Raw genomic sequence first — 17,007 nt, 5'->3', positions numbered from 1 at the left:
AAGCCTACTTATGAACATCGCGACGGCTCACGCGGAACCGGTGCGCATTCAGCTTTGGCATCAAATGATTTACGGCCATCGCCAGGTTTTAGCCGAAGCTCTGCGCGCTTTTGAAAAAGAAAATCCCGATATCGTCGTACAAGAAACTTATCGCGAGACGGAAGAACTGCGGTCCTCTTATCAAGCGGCGGCAATGGGTGGCAGCGGTCCGGAACTTGTCTATGGTCCTAGCGATCAAATCGGCCCTTTCGCGGCGATGAATATCATTCGTCCTTTGAATGAGCTTTTAGAAAAAGATTATTTCAAACAGTTCGATCCCTTAGCGACACCTCTGTACCAGGAAAAATACTACATGATCGGCGGCGGCGTCGGAAATCACCTGATGCTTCTTTATAACAAGAAGCTTTTGTCGCAACCGCCGCAAACGTCTCAAGAGCTGATTGAGATCGGTCAGAAAATGACCGCGGACCTTGATGGCGACGGCAAGATCGACCGTTTCGGTTTGGTTTTCAACTATACGGAGCCTTTCTTTTTTGCTCCGTTTATTCCAGCTTTTGGCGCGCCGTTTATGACCGGGAATACAGAGCCGAATCTAGGCACACCGGCTTTGCAAAAAACTTTCGAGTTCATTTTAGATCTGCGCGATAAGTATAAAATCATTCCTAAAGAGTGCGATTACGAAACCGCCAATGCTTTGTTCAAACAAGGCAAAGCGGCCATGCTTATCAATGGCGACTGGTCTTGGGGCGACTACAAAGAAGCTCGCGTGGATTTCGGCATCGCACGCATCCCAATGATCAGCGAGACGCAGCGTTGGCCAAGTCCTTTGGTCGGAACGGCCGGTTATTCCGTGAATGCAAACATTCGCAGTCCCGAACATCTTGCCGCGACTTTAAAAGTTTTGAAGTATCTGACTTCCGAAAAAGTCCAGCTGCTTTTCACAGAACGTGTGGGTGTCCTGCCTTCACTCCTTTCCTTGCGCGCGAATCCTTTGGTCAAAGACAATCCGTTGCTGCAGGTTTCTTCGCAAATCATGGAAGTCGGCACGCCCATGCCGGTGGTGCCCGAGGTGCGCGCGGTGTGGGACAGTCTTCGCATTCAGTATCAAAAGCTTCTGGCGGGCTCGGTAACTCCGCAGGCGGCTGCGCAAGAAGCACAGTCCATGGCGAAAGCGCAGATTCATGACATGAATGAAGTCATTCAACCGGATGCTTCGGCTTTCATTATCAAAGGACTTATTTTAGCGGGAATCCTTGCTCTTCTGTGGATGTCTCGAAACTCCGTCGGCCACTTCATCCAAGGTTTCCGTGGACCGCAGAAGTTCGTATACTACATGATGCTACCGGCGTTTGTGGGAATCTTTGCCGTTATTATTTATCCGTTCTTCTATAATATCGCGATCTCGTTTTCTAATTTCAGTCTGCGCACATTCCAGGATTGGTCGATTGTCGGTGTTCAACACTACGTCGATGCTTTGACAGATCCGAAGTTCTATTCTCTTCTTTTAAAGACAGTGATTTGGACCGTCGTGAACGTTTTCTTTCACGTAACGTTGGGTATTTTTCTGGCGGTGATCATCAATCAGGTGATGCCGGCCAAAGGCTTCTGGAGAACGCTTTTCATTATTCCATGGGCGGTGCCTCAGTACATCACGGCACTGACATGGCGGGGAATGTTTAACCAAGAGTACGGCCCGATTAATATTTTCCTGCAAAAATTTTTGCACCTTTCACCGGTCCAATGGTTAAGCCAACCGTTCACGGCCTTCACGGCGTGTATTATCACGAATGTATGGCTTGGCTTTCCTTTCATGATGATTGTCGCTTTAGGCGGACTGCAATCCATTCCGCATTCGCTTTATGAAGCAGCTTACCTGGACAAGGCCAATGCTTGGCAACGCTTCCGCCACATCACCCTGCCACTCTTAATGCCGGTGATGATCCCGGCAGCTTTGCTTGGCTGTATATGGACATTTAATAATTTGAACATCGTATGGCTCGTCAGCAATGCCGGCGAACCCGGCGATCAAACGCATATCTTAGTGAGCTACGTTTACAAAGCCGCCTTCAATCTTTATCGCTACGGGTACGCGGCGGCCGTGTCTGTTCTTATCTTCCTGATCCTCGTCGGCTGGAGCTTGGGCTCGCTTGTACGCCAATACAACAAAGAGAAAAAAGTATGATCAAAAAAACTCTCGCTTGGCTAAGCATTCTTCTTTTTGCGGTGTTTTCCATCTATCCGATGTTGTACGTGCTTTCCGTTTCTTTACGCGGTGATAATGCTTTCCAGTCCCATTCACTGGAGATCTTTACAAGCACCTCCACCGTAAAGAATTTTATAGATCTCTTCGTTAATACCGATTTTATTTTGTGGATGCGCAACTCTTTATTAGTCGCGACGATGACAACTCTTTTGGGTGTCGCGTTCGCGTCGACAAGCGCTTATGCTTTGTCACGCTATCAGTTCCGCGGCCGCAACATGATGCTGTTCTCTTTGCTGGCGACGCAGATGTTTCCGGCCACGATGTTGATCCTTCCGTTTTACATTATTCTCTCTAAATTGCGTTTGATCGACAGCTTCTGGGGACTTTTCATTATATACTCCTCAACGGCTCTGCCTTTCTGCGTGTGGCAGATGAAGGCGTACTACGACACGATTCCTAAAGAACTCGAAGAAGCGGCGCTATTAGACGGTTGTTCTCCATGGAAAACTTTTTATAAAATCATTCTGCCGGTGTCTTCACCAGCTTTGGTTATCACCGCTCTTTTCAGTTTCATGACAAGTTGGAGCGAGTACGTTATCGCCGCCGTCGTTTTGCAAGACCCGCAGCTTTACACTTTGCCGCTGGGCCTGCGCTCGTTTCAAGCCAGCCTCGCGACGCAATGGGGTTTGTATGCAGCGGGAGCATTGATCGTAAGCATTCCCGTTTTGATTTTATTCATCAGTATTTCACGTTATTTGGTTTCCGGTCTGACGATGGGAAGCGTGAAAGGATAGTTTATGGCGCACATTGAATTCTCTCAGCTCTCTAAAAGTTTCGGCCCGCAACATATCTTAAAGAACGTCGACTTGCAGATTTCCTCGGGCGAGTTTCTGGTTCTCGTGGGTCCTTCGGGATGCGGCAAATCCACATTGCTTCGCACTTTGGCTGGTCTGGAAAAAGCGGATGCCGGTGAAATCAAAGTCGACGGTAAAACGATCAACAAAATCGAACCGCAGGACCGCGACGTTGCCATGGTGTTTCAGAATTACGCTCTTTATCCGCACATGAACGTGGCCGAAAACATGGGCTTTGCTTTGAAGTTACAAAAACGTTCCGGGTCCGAAATTGAATCACGTGTAAAAGAAATCGCGCAGCTTTTGCAAATCGATCATCTTTTACAGCGCAAACCAAAAGAACTTTCCGGCGGGCAACGCCAGCGCGTGGCTTTAGGGCGCGCTTTAGCTCGTCGCACTTCTATTATTCTTTTTGACGAACCACTTTCAAATTTGGATGCGCATCTGCGCAGTCAAATGCGTGTGGAGATCAAACGTCTGCATCAGAATCTGAAAAGCACGATGATCTATGTGACTCACGATCAGATGGAAGCGACGACGATGGGCGATCGTATCGCCGTGCTCAAAGAAGGTGTTATTGAACAAATCGGAACGCCTTCCGAGATTTATCACAAACCGAAAAATCTTTTTATTGCGAGCTTTATCGGGTCCCCGGAGATGAATTTCATCGAAGGTGAACCCGTGCAAAAACTTCCTTGGCCGGAAGCTCGTGTCCCGGGACAGATTTTAGGGGCGCGTCCCGAAGCTCTAAAGGTGTCACAAGGACCGCTCGCAGCCAATGAAATCGAATTGGGGAGCTATCAGATCGAACTATCTGAAAATCTTGGCGGGCAGCAAATGCTTCATGGAAACTTAGCGGGTCAAAACGTCAGAATTCTTGTGGATTCAGCGGATAATTTTTCCAAGGATCAAAAGGTCACGCTGAAGATCGACCTGACAAAGGCTCACCTCTTTGATAAAAAAACCGGACTCAATCAACGCGTCTAGGAGCTGCGATGCCGACGTCTTTTTTTGCCAGAATAATCCCGTTCTTCGTTCTGCTTCTGGCTTTGCAGTCGCACGCGGCCCCGCGCACGGTCTTTGTGCATCTTTTTGAATGGCCGTGGAAAGATATTGCTCGCGAGTGCGAGATTTATTTGGGTCCTGCCGGTTTTGCCGCCGTTCAGGTCTCGCCGCCTCATGAACACATCTTATGGCAAGACAATCCTTGGTGGGAACGCTATCAAGTGGTGTCTTACAAAATTCAATCGCGCAGTGGCAATGAAACGGAATTTGCCGACATGGTTCGCCGTTGCCGGCAAGCGGGTGTCGACGTTTACGTCGATGCCGTGATCAACCATGCTACAGGAATTCCCGGCGGCATCGGATATGCGGGAACAAAATTCAGTCACTATGAGTATCCCGGTCTTTATTCTTACAACGATTTTCATCACTGCGGTCGCAACGGCAACGACAATATCTCGAATTTCAATGACCGCTACGAATTGCAGAACTGCGAGCTCTTAGATCTTGCCGATCTCGCGACCGAGTCCGAATACGTGCGCACAAAAATCGCGGATTACCTCAATCATCTGCTGGATCTCGGTGTTACAGGATTTCGTATCGACGCCGCCAAACACATTCCCGTGCAGGATTTAGCCGCGATCAAATGGAAACTCAAGCGCTCCGCTTATATCTATCAAGAGGTCATTTACGATCCACGCGGTCCCGTTGAGTACAACGATTATCTTCCGGTCGGCGACGTCATGGCCTATGACTATCCTCGCGTGTTGGCGTATGGATTCCGTGATAAAAAAACCGAGCCTTTGCAAAATATCGCGCAAGGATTCCCGGCGAGCATTGACTCAATCGTTTTCGTCACGAATCACGATCTTGAGCGCACTGGAAATATTTTAAGCTACAACGGTTCGGAACAAAACCTGTATCGCCTGGCGCAGATCTTCATGCTGGCCTGGCCCTTTGGTTATCCGCAACTTTACTCTGGGTATGCGTTCAACAACCCTGAACAGGGACCGCCTTTAGCGGCAGACTATTCAACACTTCCTATTTTAGATGCCAGCAATCAATGTCATGCCCCTTGGACTTGCGAACACCGCTTACCGGAAGTCGCAGCGATGGTGGACTTCCGCAATCAAACAGACAAAGCGTTCACAGTAAATAACTGGTGGAGCAACGGTCGCGACGTTCTCTCCTTCAGTAGAGGCGCGTACGGATTTCTTGCCTTGAATTTCTCGAATAAGGACGTCACGCAGGATTTCTCGACGACACTCCCCGAAGGAATTTACTGCAACATCCTGGATTCCGGTTACAACATTAAAAATAAAACGTGTGCGCAAGGTTATCGTGTCAGCAACAACCGTGTCAGAATCCTGGTCCCGGCGATGTCGGCGGTGGCCTTCTTGCGTAAATCAACGACAAAAAATATCTTAGAGTAATATGAAAAAAACCACGTACACTATCGGCTTTGATCTTGGCGGAACGAAACTTGCGGCAGCGCTTTTATCCAACAAAGGCGACATGATCGACTTCATTAAAGTGCCCGTCGATATGAAACGCGAAGGATCCGCGGCAAAAACACAAAAGCGCGTGATTGGTTTGATGGCCGATATTGCTCTGGATTTCAAAAAGAGATTCCCGAAGGAAACCAGCGGTAAAACCTTTTTAGGTATTGGCTTGGCTAGTGCCGGGCCCTTGAATGCCGCCGAGGGAAAACTGATTCATCCCGTGAATTATCCCGGTTGGAAAATCGTTCCGATCCGCGACCTTTTGGAAAAAGAAGTGCTTCGTCAGGGATTTAAAACCAAAGTGTACTTCCAGCATGACGCTACAGCGGCGGCCCTTGCGGAAGGTTGGGTCGGCGGAGCTAAAGCGATGTCTTCCTTTGCCGTCGTCAGCGTTGGAACCGGCATCGGTTCCGGAGTTATCTTCAACGGTTTGCCAGCGCAAAGCCGCGGAATGGGCTCTGAATACGGTCACACGATCGTTGATTTCAAAAGACTGCAGAACCAACCCAACAAACTCCACCACTGCACGGTGGAAGGTGTTGCCTCCGGAACGGGACTCCTTCGTCGCGCGAAAGAAATGGGGTTCCAGGGAAATTCTGTCGAGGAACTTATCGAAACTAAAGATGCGAAGTACGGCGTTTTATTTAATGAAATGGCCAGTGCTTTAGCGTGCCTTTGCTACAATCTTTCTATTGGCTATAACTTAGAGAAAATTTTCCTGAGCGGTGGCCTTATTAAGATCAAAAATCTTTATTTCAACGAAATGAAAGCGCACTACAAAACGATGATCCGCCAGATGAACCCCGCTTTTGAGTGCAAGATTGAGATCGCAAAAACGAAGAATCATGCTGGCGTTTTAGGGGCCGGTTATCTCCCCTATTTGTACCGCTAATTAGTTACAAGAGGCGCTGAGGTCTTTCAACAGAAGGACTTCTTTATATTGCAGGAAAAGGACCTTTCCCAATTTCACTTCCGCACTGCCGTTATCGTACACTTTGCTCACGATAGCTTGTGTGCCAGCTTTGACAGAGCCTTTTGCCGCGTAAAGTTTTTTAGGCACACAAAGATGATCTCCAGCGCGAACGCCCATGTATTCCGCGACTTCGACTCCCAACTTCGCCACAGCAATACGTGTGCTGCGCTTTAACCACGGTTTATTCATGACGGTGGACCACAAGAAGGCCAGACCGTTTTCGAAGACCGCTGTTACTTCCGAAGTCTCCATGTACTTTGTCGATTCGTTATAATAAGTCACCGTCGCGCCTGTGGAAACTCGCCCGTAGGACTCAATACTTTTAAGCAAGTCGGAACTTTTACGCTGAAGAGGCCAGGCCTTTTCGTCATTGTTGTGGATATAGATTTTATCGCCATGAATGCTGTCGATATAGTAAACCCAGCCCGTGACTTTATCATACACGGTATCTCCCTCCGCCAAGGAAGCGGCTGATGCCGGGAGCGCGATCACAAGAACCCAGAGTGCCAATATTGCTTTCATATAATCCTCCACAAAATTAGTAACGCTCTGGTTTTAGCAAGGTTCATTCCGGAATCTCCTGGAATTTAAAGCCTCGTCAGAAAGAGCGCTGTCCAGGGCCTTGACGCTTTCAAAAGTGACTCTAAAAAAAGTGCCTGTTCCAAAATCTTTTCCGGAAGCGGCACCCTCGCCCGTTTTCCTTTGACTTCACGGCGATATTCCTGAAATTTACGCCCCGATGTTGCGCTCTTTAACGATTCTATGTTTGTTTTGTCTCACCAGTCCCGTCATGGCTGAGGAGCTGACGTGGTGGGCCGCCACCGCAGAGCAGGTCTTGCAAGCGCCTTGCAAAACGCAGCATCCGCCTTCTCGCCAAGAGATGTTGCAAAGTTTGAAGTTTCCTCGGGCTTCCCTGCTTACAACGACGGTTCATGGCGTGGCCTTCAAAAATGAGGCTCAGCCTTTAATTCAACTTTTCGCTGATTTGCACGCCTTAGACATCAGCTGGCGTGGCAGACCGGCGCTAAAATTTTCCGTAAAGTGCGACAAAGTTGTCTGTGCGATGAAGGAAATCTACGGAGACGATGAAGGAGTACAGCTTCTTTATCTTTTGAAGACCTTTGGCTTTAACGGTTCACATCTGCGCACAGCCAATGCCTCTGCCTGGAGACCGGATGAGTTGAATGAAATTCTGCAAGCCCTGCATGATTATCCTCTTTCGCTTTATCCGATTACCTATAACAAACGCCTTATTCATTTCGCCCGTGGCAAAAGGTACAGCTTCGGTGAAGAAATCGTGGCCAACGCCAGTATGGAAGTTTTTGATCTTTGGAATGAACTTTCTTTTCCGGAGCGGCAGCAGACGTTTTTGCATGAATTGGGTCACACGCTCGCCTACCGCGGTCAGCTTGACACTTCGACTGCGTGGCTAAAAATCGGCGGTTGGAAAGAGTCGCGTAAGCTCGTGAATAAGCTCGAGTACAAAGTCTATGAGTTGGCGGATCCAAGCAAGGCTGTCTCAGAATATGGCATGCTCAATCCTCAAGAGGATTTTGCAGAGTCCGTAGTCGCCTATCGCTTTCGCGGAGCTTACTTAAAGAAAGCCCAGCCCGAAAAATATGAGTTCTTAAAGACACAGACTTTCGCCAACCGAGAATATCTCAGCGAAGATCAATGTCTTAAATAGATGCGGCATCATTTGAAATGACCGGTGGACATTCCCTCTTTAGGAGCGTAGTCTTATTGAAGCATGAGACCGAAGAACTCCTCAGAAAAGTTCAAAATCTTTCTTCGCCCGTTTTGGGTGCTTATGCTCTTTTTATTTTCTCTGCAAATCGTTTCCTTCAGCCTTACCCAAGCGGATTGTCATGAACATCTGACAAGCTCTCACGTCACAAGCGAGCAGACCGTGAACTCGAATGGTACAGAGACACATCAAGCCGATTGCGAAGATATCGGCCTTTGTTTTTTGGGTCATTGTCACATGGGACACTGTTCGGTCCTAGTAACAAGTAATGCTATTGTTCCTGAAGACTATTATTTTGCGAAACCTCTCACTGTGGTTCGAGAGTCTTCGCTTCGTTCCCTTTTCGTCCAAGGTAAACCTTGGCAACCTCCCCGAGCTTAAATCGATCTTTCGATTTATCGCACGCACCTTCGATTCACTTTAGTTAGAAATTAGAGGCATTAAAATGCTCAATACTATTATTCGGTTCGCGTTGAACCATCGACTGCTTGTGGTGGCGGTCACTGCGCTGATTATTGTCTATGGCGCGGTTACTCTTAAAAATCTTCCCATTGATGTATTTCCAGACATCAATAAACCCACGGTCACGATTATGACCGAGGCGCACGGCATGGCACCGGAAGAAGTCGAAACGCGTGTGACTTATGCGATCGAGTCTTACCTCAACGGCCTGCCCGGTGTTGAAAGAATTCGCTCTCAATCCGGTATCGGCTTGTCGGCCATCTATGTCGAGTTTGAATGGGGCTCCGACATCTATCGCAATCGCCAACTTGTCCAAGAAAAGCTGGCTTTAGCCAAGGAGCGTCTGCCTAAAGACGTGACGCCGATCATGGGTCCTATCACTTCTCTGATGGGACAAATCCAAATGATCGCGCTTTATTCTGAAAACGAATCTGTTCCACCCATGCAAGTGCGCGATCTGGCAGAGTGGGTTTTGCGCCCACGCCTGATGACAGTTCCGGGTGTCGCGCAAGTTATTTCCATCGGCGGTGGACTAAAACAGTATCAGATCCTTCTGTCGGCGGAGAAAATGAATCTCCATCAATTGCACTTAGAACAAATCGATAAGGAGCTTGCGCAAATCAGTCAGAACACCACAGGTGGTTTTTTAGACAAGGATACGCAAGAGTATTTGGTTCGAAATATTGGTGTCGTGGAAAGTCTCGACGACATCAAAAACACTCTGGTCGGTTTGCACTTTGGCCGTCCTATTTTTCTTAAGGATATTGCCGAGGTCGTGGAAGCTCCGAAAACAAAACGCGGCGACGGAAGCTACAAAGCAAAACCTGCGGTGATTATCACGGTACAAAAGCAGCCCTCCGCTGATACGGTGACGGTGACTCGCAATATTGAAAAAGCGATTGCTGAAATCAAACCGTCTTTGCCGCCGGGAGTTACCGTCAATACCGATATCTTTAAGCAATCTCATTTTATTGAGGCGTCTATCGACGGCATTCAAGGGAAGCTCAAGTTCGGAACGGTTTTGGTTTTTGTGGTTCTTTTTATTTTTCTTGCGAACCTACGCATGTCCGTCATTACTTTGACGGCGATTCCCGTTTCCTTTTTGGTGACGTTCGTTGTCTTTCGCTGGTTTGGTCTTTCCGTCAACACAATGACACTCGGTGGACTTGCTATCGCTATCGGCGAATTAGTCGATGACTCGATCGTCGATGTTGAAAACGTTTATCGCCGCTTGCGCGAGAATATGAAACTGTCAAATCCGCGCTCGAGCTTGCGTGTTATTTTTGACGCTTCTTCGGAAGTGCGAAACTCTATCGTCCTCGCAACTGTGATTATTGCTTTGGTGTTTTTGCCGCTCTTTAATCTTACGGGACTCGAAGGACGTCTTTTCACTCCGCTTGCGATTGCTTATCTAACGGCCCTGACGGCGTCATTGTTGGTTTCACTGACTTTAACTCCGGTGCTATGTTCGTACTTCCTGACGCAAGGATCTTTAAAAGAACACGGGGACACTCATTTCGTACAGTGGTTGAAGAAGCAAGATCGCAGAATTTTAGAGTGGGCCTTGCCGCGGTCGAAACTGATTTTAGCGGCAACAAGTGTACTTCTAATTTTATCGTTGTTATTAGTTCCTTTCATGGGCCGCGATTTCCTACCGCAGTTCAACGAGGGCACTGCGATGGTGAGCGTGATCACTCCTCCGGGCACAAGCTTGCAAGCCTCCAATGAGATCGGCAAAAAAGCTGAGCTGATTATTATGAAGACTCCAGAAATTAAGTCGGTGTCTCGCCGTACCGGAAGAGCAGAAATGGATGAACACGCCATGGGCGTCAATATCAGCGAGATCGACGTCGATTTCCATGCAAAAGGCCGCAGCAAAGATACCGTGCTTAATGAGATACGCGAAAACATCAAACGCGACCTTCCTGGAATGGGCGTGAACATCGGACAGCCTATTGGGCATCTGATCGATCACATGCTTTCGGGTGTCAGCGCTGCCGTTGCAATTAAAATCTTTGGACCTGACTTGACGACGTTGCGGGAAAAATCCATCGAACTCAAAGAAGCCATCGAAGGCACACCAGGTTTAGTGGACTTGCGTATCGAAAGCCAGGGTTTGATTCCGCAAGTGAAGATTCACGTCTTGCGTGACGAAGCCGCCAAATACGGAATGAGTCCTGGCGAAGTGACTTCGCTGCTGGAGGGGGCTTTCAACGGCGAAACCGTCGCCCAGGTTTTGGAAGAGACTCGGCAATACGATGTCTTCTATCGCTTCGACGACAAATCAAAACAGTCTTTAGAGAAAATGCAAAAAACTGTTTTAAAAACGATGCCTGACGGTCGCAAGGTTCTTTTGGAGCAAGTCGCCGACGTCTATGAAACAACAGGCCCCAACGAGATCAACCGCGAAAACGGCCAGCGCCGTATCGTGATTTCAGCCAATGTGAGCCAAAGAGATTTAGGCAGTCTGATTCAAGACATTCAAAACAGAGTGACTGAAAAAGTAAAACTGCCTTCCGGCTACTATGTCGTTTATGGCGGACAGTTTGAAAGTCAGCAGGCGGCAACGAAAAAAATTATTCTTTTCGGTGTGCTTTCTTTATTCGGCATCGCCTTCGTTCTTTATACGCACTTTAAATCGACGATGATCACCGCGCAGATTATGGCGACGATACCATTTGCTTTCATCGGCGGCATCGTTCTGCTGTTTATCACGGATCGCTCGGTCACGGTGGCTAGCCTTGTCGGTTTTATTACATTGTGCGGAGTCGCCTCGCGCAATGGCATTATGATGATTTCCCATTACTTGCACTTGATGAAGCATGAAGGTGAAGGATTCAACAAAGATATGATCATTCGCGGCTCGCAGGAACGTCTTGTGCCTGTGATGATGACGGCGTTTGTGGCGTCTTTGGCACTTTTACCTTTGGTCTTTGCAAAGGGCCAACCGGGAAGTGAAATCCTGCATCCTGTGGCGGTCGTGATTGTCGGAGGTCTTTTAAGCTCGACACTTTTGGACATCATCGTCACCCCAACCCTTTTCTACCGCTTTGGAAAAAAGGCGGCAGAACAATCCATTGAAACAGAAAATAACAACGAAACTATTTAATCAGGAGATTTTTATGAAACAGATTTTTCTTTCACTTATCGCAGCTTCTTTTTTCGCGTTGCCTGTGAGCGCTCATGAAGGCCACGATCACGACGGACCTGCGATGGTGCAGGCACCCAAAGGCGGCGTCATCAAATCGCTGGAAGAAGTGCACGTCGAAGTCATTTCTAAAGGCAAAGATATCAAGGTCTATTTGTACAATAAAGACCTCAAGCCCGCAGACGCGAGCCAATTTAAAATCAAATTGAAGGCGGAACTTCCGCGCTCTAAAAAAACAGAAGAGCTGACATATAAAACGGAAGCACATCATCTTGAAGCCAGCTTTGATGCCAAAGGCGCGCATCGCTACAACCTGATTGTTTTAATCACCGATGCGAAACAAGGACATGAAGACAAATTGACGTTCACTGTAGAACCTCGCAAGTGAGAAATAGCATGAAACAAATTATTTATCTTTTCGGGAGTCTTTTATTTGCGCTCAGTGCGAGCGCCAATGAGAGTGTCTCTTTTGAACAGATCGCGGAAAGAGTGCGAAGTAAAAATCCTTTAGTGGAATCGCTTGAAGGTAAGAAAAACGCCAAGAAATCGCGCGAGGGTCATTTAGGGCGCTCGTTTATCCCAGACATCAACGCCGAATACGCACAAGAGACTTTCAAGGTCGGAAACGAAGAACAAAAAACCCAGCCGCATTGGCGTGCTGAGGCCACATTGAATCTTTTCCGCGGTGGCGCGGACTCACAAGAGGAAGCTTCCCGGGAATTAGAAACAAAGGCCGCGGAGTACGAAACCAAATTGTCCCTTCAGGAGGAAATTCAAAAAGCTTACGATCTCTACTGGAATCTTTTGTTTCAGCAGGAAAGGCTGAAGATCCTCAATGACGATTTGAAACTGACCCAACAGAATCTTCAAGAAGCCAGCCGCCGCGTTTCCGCCGGCGTCGCAACGGCAACAGACCGTTTAGAGTTTGAAATGCGCATCTCGGTTATCAAACAAGAGATTTCGCTGACCGAAAAAGACATCCGTCAAAACTCCAAATCTTTGGCCTTGTCTTTGGGTGCCAAGTCTCCCGTCATAGCCCAGGGGTCTCTTCACCATTTTCACGAATGGGAACAGAACCTCAAACCTATTTCCAGCGAACGATTGCCCGAAGTGAATCTTCTCAATACGGAAAAGGAAGTTCTGAAAAGCAAAAAAAGCCAATACAAATCCGACTACTTCCCGGCGATTGATGCCTATGCGGGTCTTGCTGAAAACAATCAACGCGACGAAAGAGATTTCGCCGATGCCTCTGACCGCCGCGAAACCTATATGGGCCTGCGCGCCTCTTGGTCTTTGGGAAAAACCGTTTCCTCTTTTGTTGAAAGAAGCAGCCTGCAAAAGGAACTTGCTTCTAAAGAGTTGGCTCTTAACTACGCTCGCCAAAAAACGGAACTGGATCAAACCAACAAAATCGACGAACTCCGCACCCTGCATTCGTTCGTGCATGATACGGAAGAAAATATCAAAAGTGCTTCCCGCTATCTCGACGCCACAAGAAAGGAATATGCCCGCGGAGTCAAAAACTCCCCCGACATGCTCGAAGCCACGGAAAAATATATCAACGCCAAACTGCGACTCTCTGAAATCGTCCGCGACTTCAATAAACTTTATTCATCTCAACTTCTGCTAAGCGAACTCTAAGCACGAAAAAAAAAAAAAAAAAATGCTTCGTCAAGATCAGGAATACTACATCTTGACGAAGCACCGATTTAAGCGCCGGGCTTTGCAGTTTGCCGGCCGTAGCGTCGACCTTTGCCGGCGCCACGATGGCGCGAACCGGGCGTCAGCCCGGGGCGGCAACTGAGGCACGAGGCCGTGTCGACCGAAGCGCCGGGAAACTGCAAAGCCCGGCGCTTAAATCCGTCGTGCTCGCCAAGAACCCGCAGAAAGTTACTGCTTTTTGACGTAAGCGTTTAACGTCATTCCTGGGGCCATGGAACTTGTTACGGAAACATTTGTCCCGCGAGCTAAGTCCTCGGTCGTTTTATTCTGAAAATCGATATTGAAAGTGACTACGCGAGAGCGGTTGCTAGGGCATGTGAAGGTGCCTTTGAAAGTCTTGCCTTTAGCGAGCAACGCGAAATCATCCCAGAACAAAGTGGGATTAAGATTGTAAGTTCCGTTGCAAAGTTCATCGACATTTCCGTTCGGATACGTTCTTTGCAATTCGAATTCTTTCGTATTGATGACACGGAACTTGATATAAACTTTTTGAAATCCCGCGCGGGCTTCGACTCTGTAACGTCCGATAAGATTTCCCGGAGTCAATTCCGCTGCGAAAGCGGAACTTCCCGCAAGTACGATTAAGGCTGCTGAAAAAAGCATTTTCATCATTGATCATCCCTCCATTTGGATGGTTTTTTATACCGATAAGAGGGAGCGTGTGAGTAGATTTAAACCGGCACTCTGAAGGATTACATGAGGACGAAAACGAAAAAAAAGCGGTGCTTCTTTTAGAAACACCGCTTCTGGAACTTATTCTGGTACGACTTCAGGATCGCTGACAGCAGTGATCGTCAATTTGTCGATGCCAACATTCAAGCCCAAACCTTTAAGAAGTTTGACCGAGAAATTGACAGCCAATTGCGGCAAGCCCACTTTCACACCTGTGAAAGTTCCGACACCTGCAATGATCGAAGCGTCCGCTGTTGCAATTTTGTATTTGCCCAGAATCACTTCTGGAGACTTATTCAACAAACTGATTTCAGAAGCTGCCCCTGCCATTTTGAAGTAACCAATGCCGGCTGACGGGCCGATCCAGTGGTGACCGATCGTAAGTTTCACATCTTGGTAATACTTTTTACCAACCCCCTTACATACGAGCGTGCCGTAAGCCACCGTTTTGAAGTGACCGATAATAACTTTCAAGCCTTTAGCCGTTCCTTTGAAAGTCATTCCGCACACCCAGGCACCCATTGCATGAGCGTCGTTGCCGTATGTATCCAGTTCTGTGGTCTCAGCGTGAGCAAAGGCTCCCATCAAGCTGAACGCCAAAATCATCGCTAATTTTTTCATGATTCCTCCTTGTTGTTGTTTGAACACTGGCTCCAATAAAGACTGAAGACCAAATGTCAGGCAAGTCAGCGGATGAAAGACATAAACATACTGATACGCGAGAAAATATTTTCAGCAAACTCGTGGTAAAATCCGGAACGGCTGTGTTCATTCACAAACTAACGAATCACAGAACCTTCATGGTAAAAAAGATTTCGGCCAAAGCGGCCCGTCGCATAACAAGAAGTTTTAAGACCGCCTTTTATCACTTTCGAGTGCATCATGACGAAGTTGTGTTTCCACGTGTGCGCCACCCGACGGGGATTTTTCAAAAACCACGTCGTCGGAAAATTAAAACTGTGCATTGCACTCGAAGTGAATTCAAAAGTTTTATAACCTAAAACCCGCGGCTCAATTCGCATCACTTCGCTAAAATGAATATCGCCGGAAGCAAATAAGACAGGCGCTTCCATTTTCGATAATTTGCGAGTCACGTCGACAAGATTTTTAAAGAAGTTCTTCTGGAAAGATTCGTCCGTCATATAGTTGCCAAAAAATTGGCTTCCGTTCATGATCCATGTTGGCTTTGAACTTTTAGAAATCAAGTCGAGCACCATCTCCTGCTGCTCTCCTCCCCACATCATGCCGCCGGAGGTATTCTTTGGATCACGAAAGGTCCGATCATCCATGAAAAAGAAACGCTGCCCGAAACCCGTGAAGACAGAACCGACTCCCACGGTTTTTTTATACCCGGTCACCTCTCTGGAACCGAAAAACAATTCGAAACAACGTTTCGCCATTTTTTTATTCTTATAATATCGATCCGCATTGTCTTGGCCATAATCATGGTCGTCCCAGACGGCAAGAGTCGGCACAAGATTGGATTGCTTAAAGTGCGATAAGGTTCTACGTGTTTCACAGTAGCGGCGCCAAATATCGAACTCACTGCCGTCCGTTCCTAAATCGGCATAACAGGCATCGCCTAAAAGCATGATGACTTCGGGCCGGTCATCAAAAAGACGGTGCCACATGTTTTTATTCTGAAAAAAGTATGCATCACAGGCGCAGCTAATCAGTGCGAACTTTGCGGACGCCCTATTAAGAATAAGATTTTTAAAAAATCTTTCATCGATAACTGTTCCACGATCTTTATCAATGATACGCAAGCGGTATTTTGTGTCTGACTGCAAGTTTCTTACGATGAGTTTGTCGATGCCCCAACCATAACTTTTCAATTTGTCATGATCGTACATCTCGACCGGCAGTTCTTTGCCGTGAGGATCAAAAACCCGGTAGGCATACGGCAGTTTTCCCGGAGTCAGAACTGAAAACTGCGCGGAGGTTTCATTGGTCATGTGCTGATTTACTGCCACATGGCCGGTATAATAACTGGTAAGCAGTTCCTCCCACGCTGAGCTCAAGCCCGGAAGTGATGTCAATGCCGCTGTCCCTGCTATTTTTAGAAAGTGCCGACGAGAAGAGTCCATTCTTTTCCCCTACTCTTCAAGGGGACCTTTAAACTTCCGACCGTTCAATCAGTGGAGAGAAAATACAAAATGAAAAGACCGCGCAGAGACCGCAACATGGCGCACAAACGAACGAGATTAAAACCTCGCAAGACTATTTTTTCGAACTCATAAGAATAAAGAGCCCCACACACATCACGGCAACACCGACGAGGCTCATCCATGACGGCGGAGTTTTTTGCGCGTACGAATCCCAAAACAGACTGACCAACAACTGTGTGCAAATAATCACCGAGAACGTCAGATTCGCACCGAAATTTTCAATGGCCATGGGGGTCGCGAAAACAATCAGAAAGCCGCACAAGCCCGGTAAAAGCTGCCACCAGCGTAAATCCATAAAGGGCTTCGCGGACAGCGCAGGAGTACCGGAAATAATCTGGAACTTCATCAGTAACCACAAAGCTCCCGCCAACACGAGCAGAATCCCGGCATTCAAAAGAATCGCGGAAACCAAGCCTATTTGCGTGGCGGAATTGCGGTTCAATGTTCCTTGTAAAACGATGGAAAGCCCGGCCACGATTGGTAAGAAAAATTTAATCACCATGCATTCAACGCTACTTGAATAAGTGTTGTAATGAAAGTGATTTTATGAGAGC

Annotated in this window: 15 protein-coding genes; 10 read left to right on the top strand and 5 right to left on the bottom strand. The window is 47.6% G+C overall.

Annotation, left to right across the window (positions count from 1 at the left end):
* The first annotated feature begins 10 nt into the window (after positions 1 to 10).
* Genes QJS83_RS05440 through QJS83_RS05420 form a run of 5 tightly spaced genes read left to right on the top strand, consistent with a single transcriptional unit; the run spans position 11 to position 6,453 of the window.
* A complete protein-coding gene (locus QJS83_RS05440; RefSeq protein ID WP_284608121.1) occupies positions 11 to 2,182 on the top strand; it encodes an extracellular solute-binding protein in 2,172 nt (723 codons plus the stop codon).
* On the top strand, positions 2,179 to 2,997 hold the full coding sequence (locus QJS83_RS05435) for a sugar ABC transporter permease (protein WP_284608120.1): 819 nt from the start codon (positions 2,179 to 2,181) through the stop codon (positions 2,995 to 2,997). The genes QJS83_RS05440 and QJS83_RS05435 overlap by 4 nt, the downstream gene beginning before the upstream one ends.
* 3 nt (positions 2,998 to 3,000) lie before the next feature.
* On the top strand, positions 3,001 to 4,044 hold the full coding sequence (locus tag QJS83_RS05430) for an ABC transporter ATP-binding protein (RefSeq protein WP_284608119.1): 1,044 nt from the start codon (positions 3,001 to 3,003) through the stop codon (positions 4,042 to 4,044).
* 8 nt (positions 4,045 to 4,052) lie between these two features.
* Positions 4,053 to 5,492: an alpha-amylase gene (locus tag QJS83_RS05425; RefSeq protein ID WP_284608117.1), complete on the top strand. Its 1,440-nt coding sequence runs from the start codon at positions 4,053 to 4,055 to the stop codon at positions 5,490 to 5,492.
* Between the two features lies 1 nt (position 5,493).
* On the top strand, positions 5,494 to 6,453 hold the full coding sequence (locus tag QJS83_RS05420) for an ROK family protein (RefSeq protein ID WP_284608115.1): 960 nt from the start codon (positions 5,494 to 5,496) through the stop codon (positions 6,451 to 6,453).
* Here the strand turns inward: QJS83_RS05420 and QJS83_RS05415 are convergent, their stop codons facing one another.
* Positions 6,454 to 7,056, bottom strand: coding sequence for a hypothetical protein (locus tag QJS83_RS05415; RefSeq protein WP_284608113.1), 603 nt, complete (start codon positions 7,054 to 7,056; stop codon positions 6,454 to 6,456). It abuts the gene before it with no gap.
* Between the two features lie 268 nt (positions 7,057 to 7,324).
* Here QJS83_RS05415 and QJS83_RS05410 point away from each other — a divergent pair, with 268 nt between their 5' ends.
* The 5 genes from QJS83_RS05410 (at position 7,325) to QJS83_RS05390 (ending at position 13,532) form a co-directional block, all read left to right on the top strand.
* Positions 7,325 to 8,221: a hypothetical protein gene (locus QJS83_RS05410; RefSeq protein WP_284608111.1), complete on the top strand. Its 897-nt coding sequence runs from the start codon at positions 7,325 to 7,327 to the stop codon at positions 8,219 to 8,221.
* 63 nt (positions 8,222 to 8,284) lie between these two features.
* Complete coding sequence (locus QJS83_RS05405; RefSeq protein ID WP_284608110.1) at positions 8,285 to 8,662, top strand: hypothetical protein; 378 nt, start codon at positions 8,285 to 8,287, stop codon at positions 8,660 to 8,662.
* 64 nt (positions 8,663 to 8,726) lie between these two features.
* Positions 8,727 to 11,852 (top strand): efflux RND transporter permease subunit, encoded by a 3,126-nt coding sequence (locus QJS83_RS05400; RefSeq protein WP_284608108.1) that lies wholly within the window; start codon positions 8,727 to 8,729, stop codon positions 11,850 to 11,852.
* A 13-nt stretch (positions 11,853 to 11,865) separates the two neighbouring features.
* Positions 11,866 to 12,279 (top strand): hypothetical protein, encoded by a 414-nt coding sequence (locus tag QJS83_RS05395; protein WP_284608107.1) that lies wholly within the window; start codon positions 11,866 to 11,868, stop codon positions 12,277 to 12,279.
* 8 nt (positions 12,280 to 12,287) lie between these two features.
* Positions 12,288 to 13,532 (top strand): TolC family protein, encoded by a 1,245-nt coding sequence (locus tag QJS83_RS05390; protein ID WP_284608106.1) that lies wholly within the window; start codon positions 12,288 to 12,290, stop codon positions 13,530 to 13,532.
* 249 nt (positions 13,533 to 13,781) lie between these two features.
* Here QJS83_RS05390 and QJS83_RS05385 read toward each other — a convergent pair whose 3' ends face one another.
* From QJS83_RS05385 to QJS83_RS05370, 4 genes are all read right to left on the bottom strand, one after another.
* Positions 13,782 to 14,225, bottom strand: coding sequence for a hypothetical protein (locus tag QJS83_RS05385; RefSeq protein WP_284608105.1), 444 nt, complete (start codon positions 14,223 to 14,225; stop codon positions 13,782 to 13,784).
* Between the two features lie 141 nt (positions 14,226 to 14,366).
* The gene (locus QJS83_RS05380) at positions 14,367 to 14,906 is read right to left on the bottom strand and encodes a hypothetical protein (RefSeq protein ID WP_284608104.1); all 540 of its coding nucleotides are present in this window, start codon (positions 14,904 to 14,906) and stop codon (positions 14,367 to 14,369) included.
* Between the two features lie 158 nt (positions 14,907 to 15,064).
* Positions 15,065 to 16,372, bottom strand: a complete 1,308-nt coding sequence (locus QJS83_RS05375) for a metallophosphoesterase family protein (RefSeq protein ID WP_284608103.1) — start codon at positions 16,370 to 16,372, stop codon at positions 15,065 to 15,067.
* A gap of 133 nt (positions 16,373 to 16,505) precedes the next feature.
* Positions 16,506 to 16,955, bottom strand: a complete 450-nt coding sequence (locus QJS83_RS05370; RefSeq protein WP_284608102.1) for a DMT family transporter — start codon at positions 16,953 to 16,955, stop codon at positions 16,506 to 16,508.
* Between the last annotated feature and the right edge of the window lie 52 nt (positions 16,956 to 17,007).

Origin of the sequence: Bdellovibrio sp. 22V (assembly GCF_030169785.1) — a bacterium.
Taxonomy (GTDB): domain Bacteria; phylum Bdellovibrionota; class Bdellovibrionia; order Bdellovibrionales; family Bdellovibrionaceae; genus Bdellovibrio.
This window is presented reverse-complemented; position numbering and strand designations above follow the sequence as displayed.

Coding starts and splice junctions, on each gene's coding strand:
- QJS83_RS05415 (WP_284608113.1), bottom strand. CDS start 7,056: ATGAAAGCAATATTGGCACTCTGGGTTCTTGTGATCGCGCTCCCGGCA.
- QJS83_RS05440 (WP_284608121.1), top strand. CDS start 11: ATGAACATCGCGACGGCTCACGCGGAACCGGTGCGCATTCAGCTTTGG.
- QJS83_RS05385 (WP_284608105.1), bottom strand. CDS start 14,225: ATGATGAAAATGCTTTTTTCAGCAGCCTTAATCGTACTTGCGGGAAGT.
- QJS83_RS05410 (WP_284608111.1), top strand. CDS start 7,325: ATGGCTGAGGAGCTGACGTGGTGGGCCGCCACCGCAGAGCAGGTCTTG.
- QJS83_RS05400 (WP_284608108.1), top strand. CDS start 8,727: ATGCTCAATACTATTATTCGGTTCGCGTTGAACCATCGACTGCTTGTG.
- QJS83_RS05390 (WP_284608106.1), top strand. CDS start 12,288: ATGAAACAAATTATTTATCTTTTCGGGAGTCTTTTATTTGCGCTCAGT.
- QJS83_RS05430 (WP_284608119.1), top strand. CDS start 3,001: ATGGCGCACATTGAATTCTCTCAGCTCTCTAAAAGTTTCGGCCCGCAA.
- QJS83_RS05435 (WP_284608120.1), top strand. CDS start 2,179: ATGATCAAAAAAACTCTCGCTTGGCTAAGCATTCTTCTTTTTGCGGTG.
- QJS83_RS05370 (WP_284608102.1), bottom strand. CDS start 16,955: ATGGTGATTAAATTTTTCTTACCAATCGTGGCCGGGCTTTCCATCGTT.
- QJS83_RS05395 (WP_284608107.1), top strand. CDS start 11,866: ATGAAACAGATTTTTCTTTCACTTATCGCAGCTTCTTTTTTCGCGTTG.
- QJS83_RS05375 (WP_284608103.1), bottom strand. CDS start 16,372: ATGGACTCTTCTCGTCGGCACTTTCTAAAAATAGCAGGGACAGCGGCA.
- QJS83_RS05420 (WP_284608115.1), top strand. CDS start 5,494: ATGAAAAAAACCACGTACACTATCGGCTTTGATCTTGGCGGAACGAAA.
- QJS83_RS05380 (WP_284608104.1), bottom strand. CDS start 14,906: ATGAAAAAATTAGCGATGATTTTGGCGTTCAGCTTGATGGGAGCCTTT.
- QJS83_RS05405 (WP_284608110.1), top strand. CDS start 8,285: ATGAGACCGAAGAACTCCTCAGAAAAGTTCAAAATCTTTCTTCGCCCG.
- QJS83_RS05425 (WP_284608117.1), top strand. CDS start 4,053: ATGCCGACGTCTTTTTTTGCCAGAATAATCCCGTTCTTCGTTCTGCTT.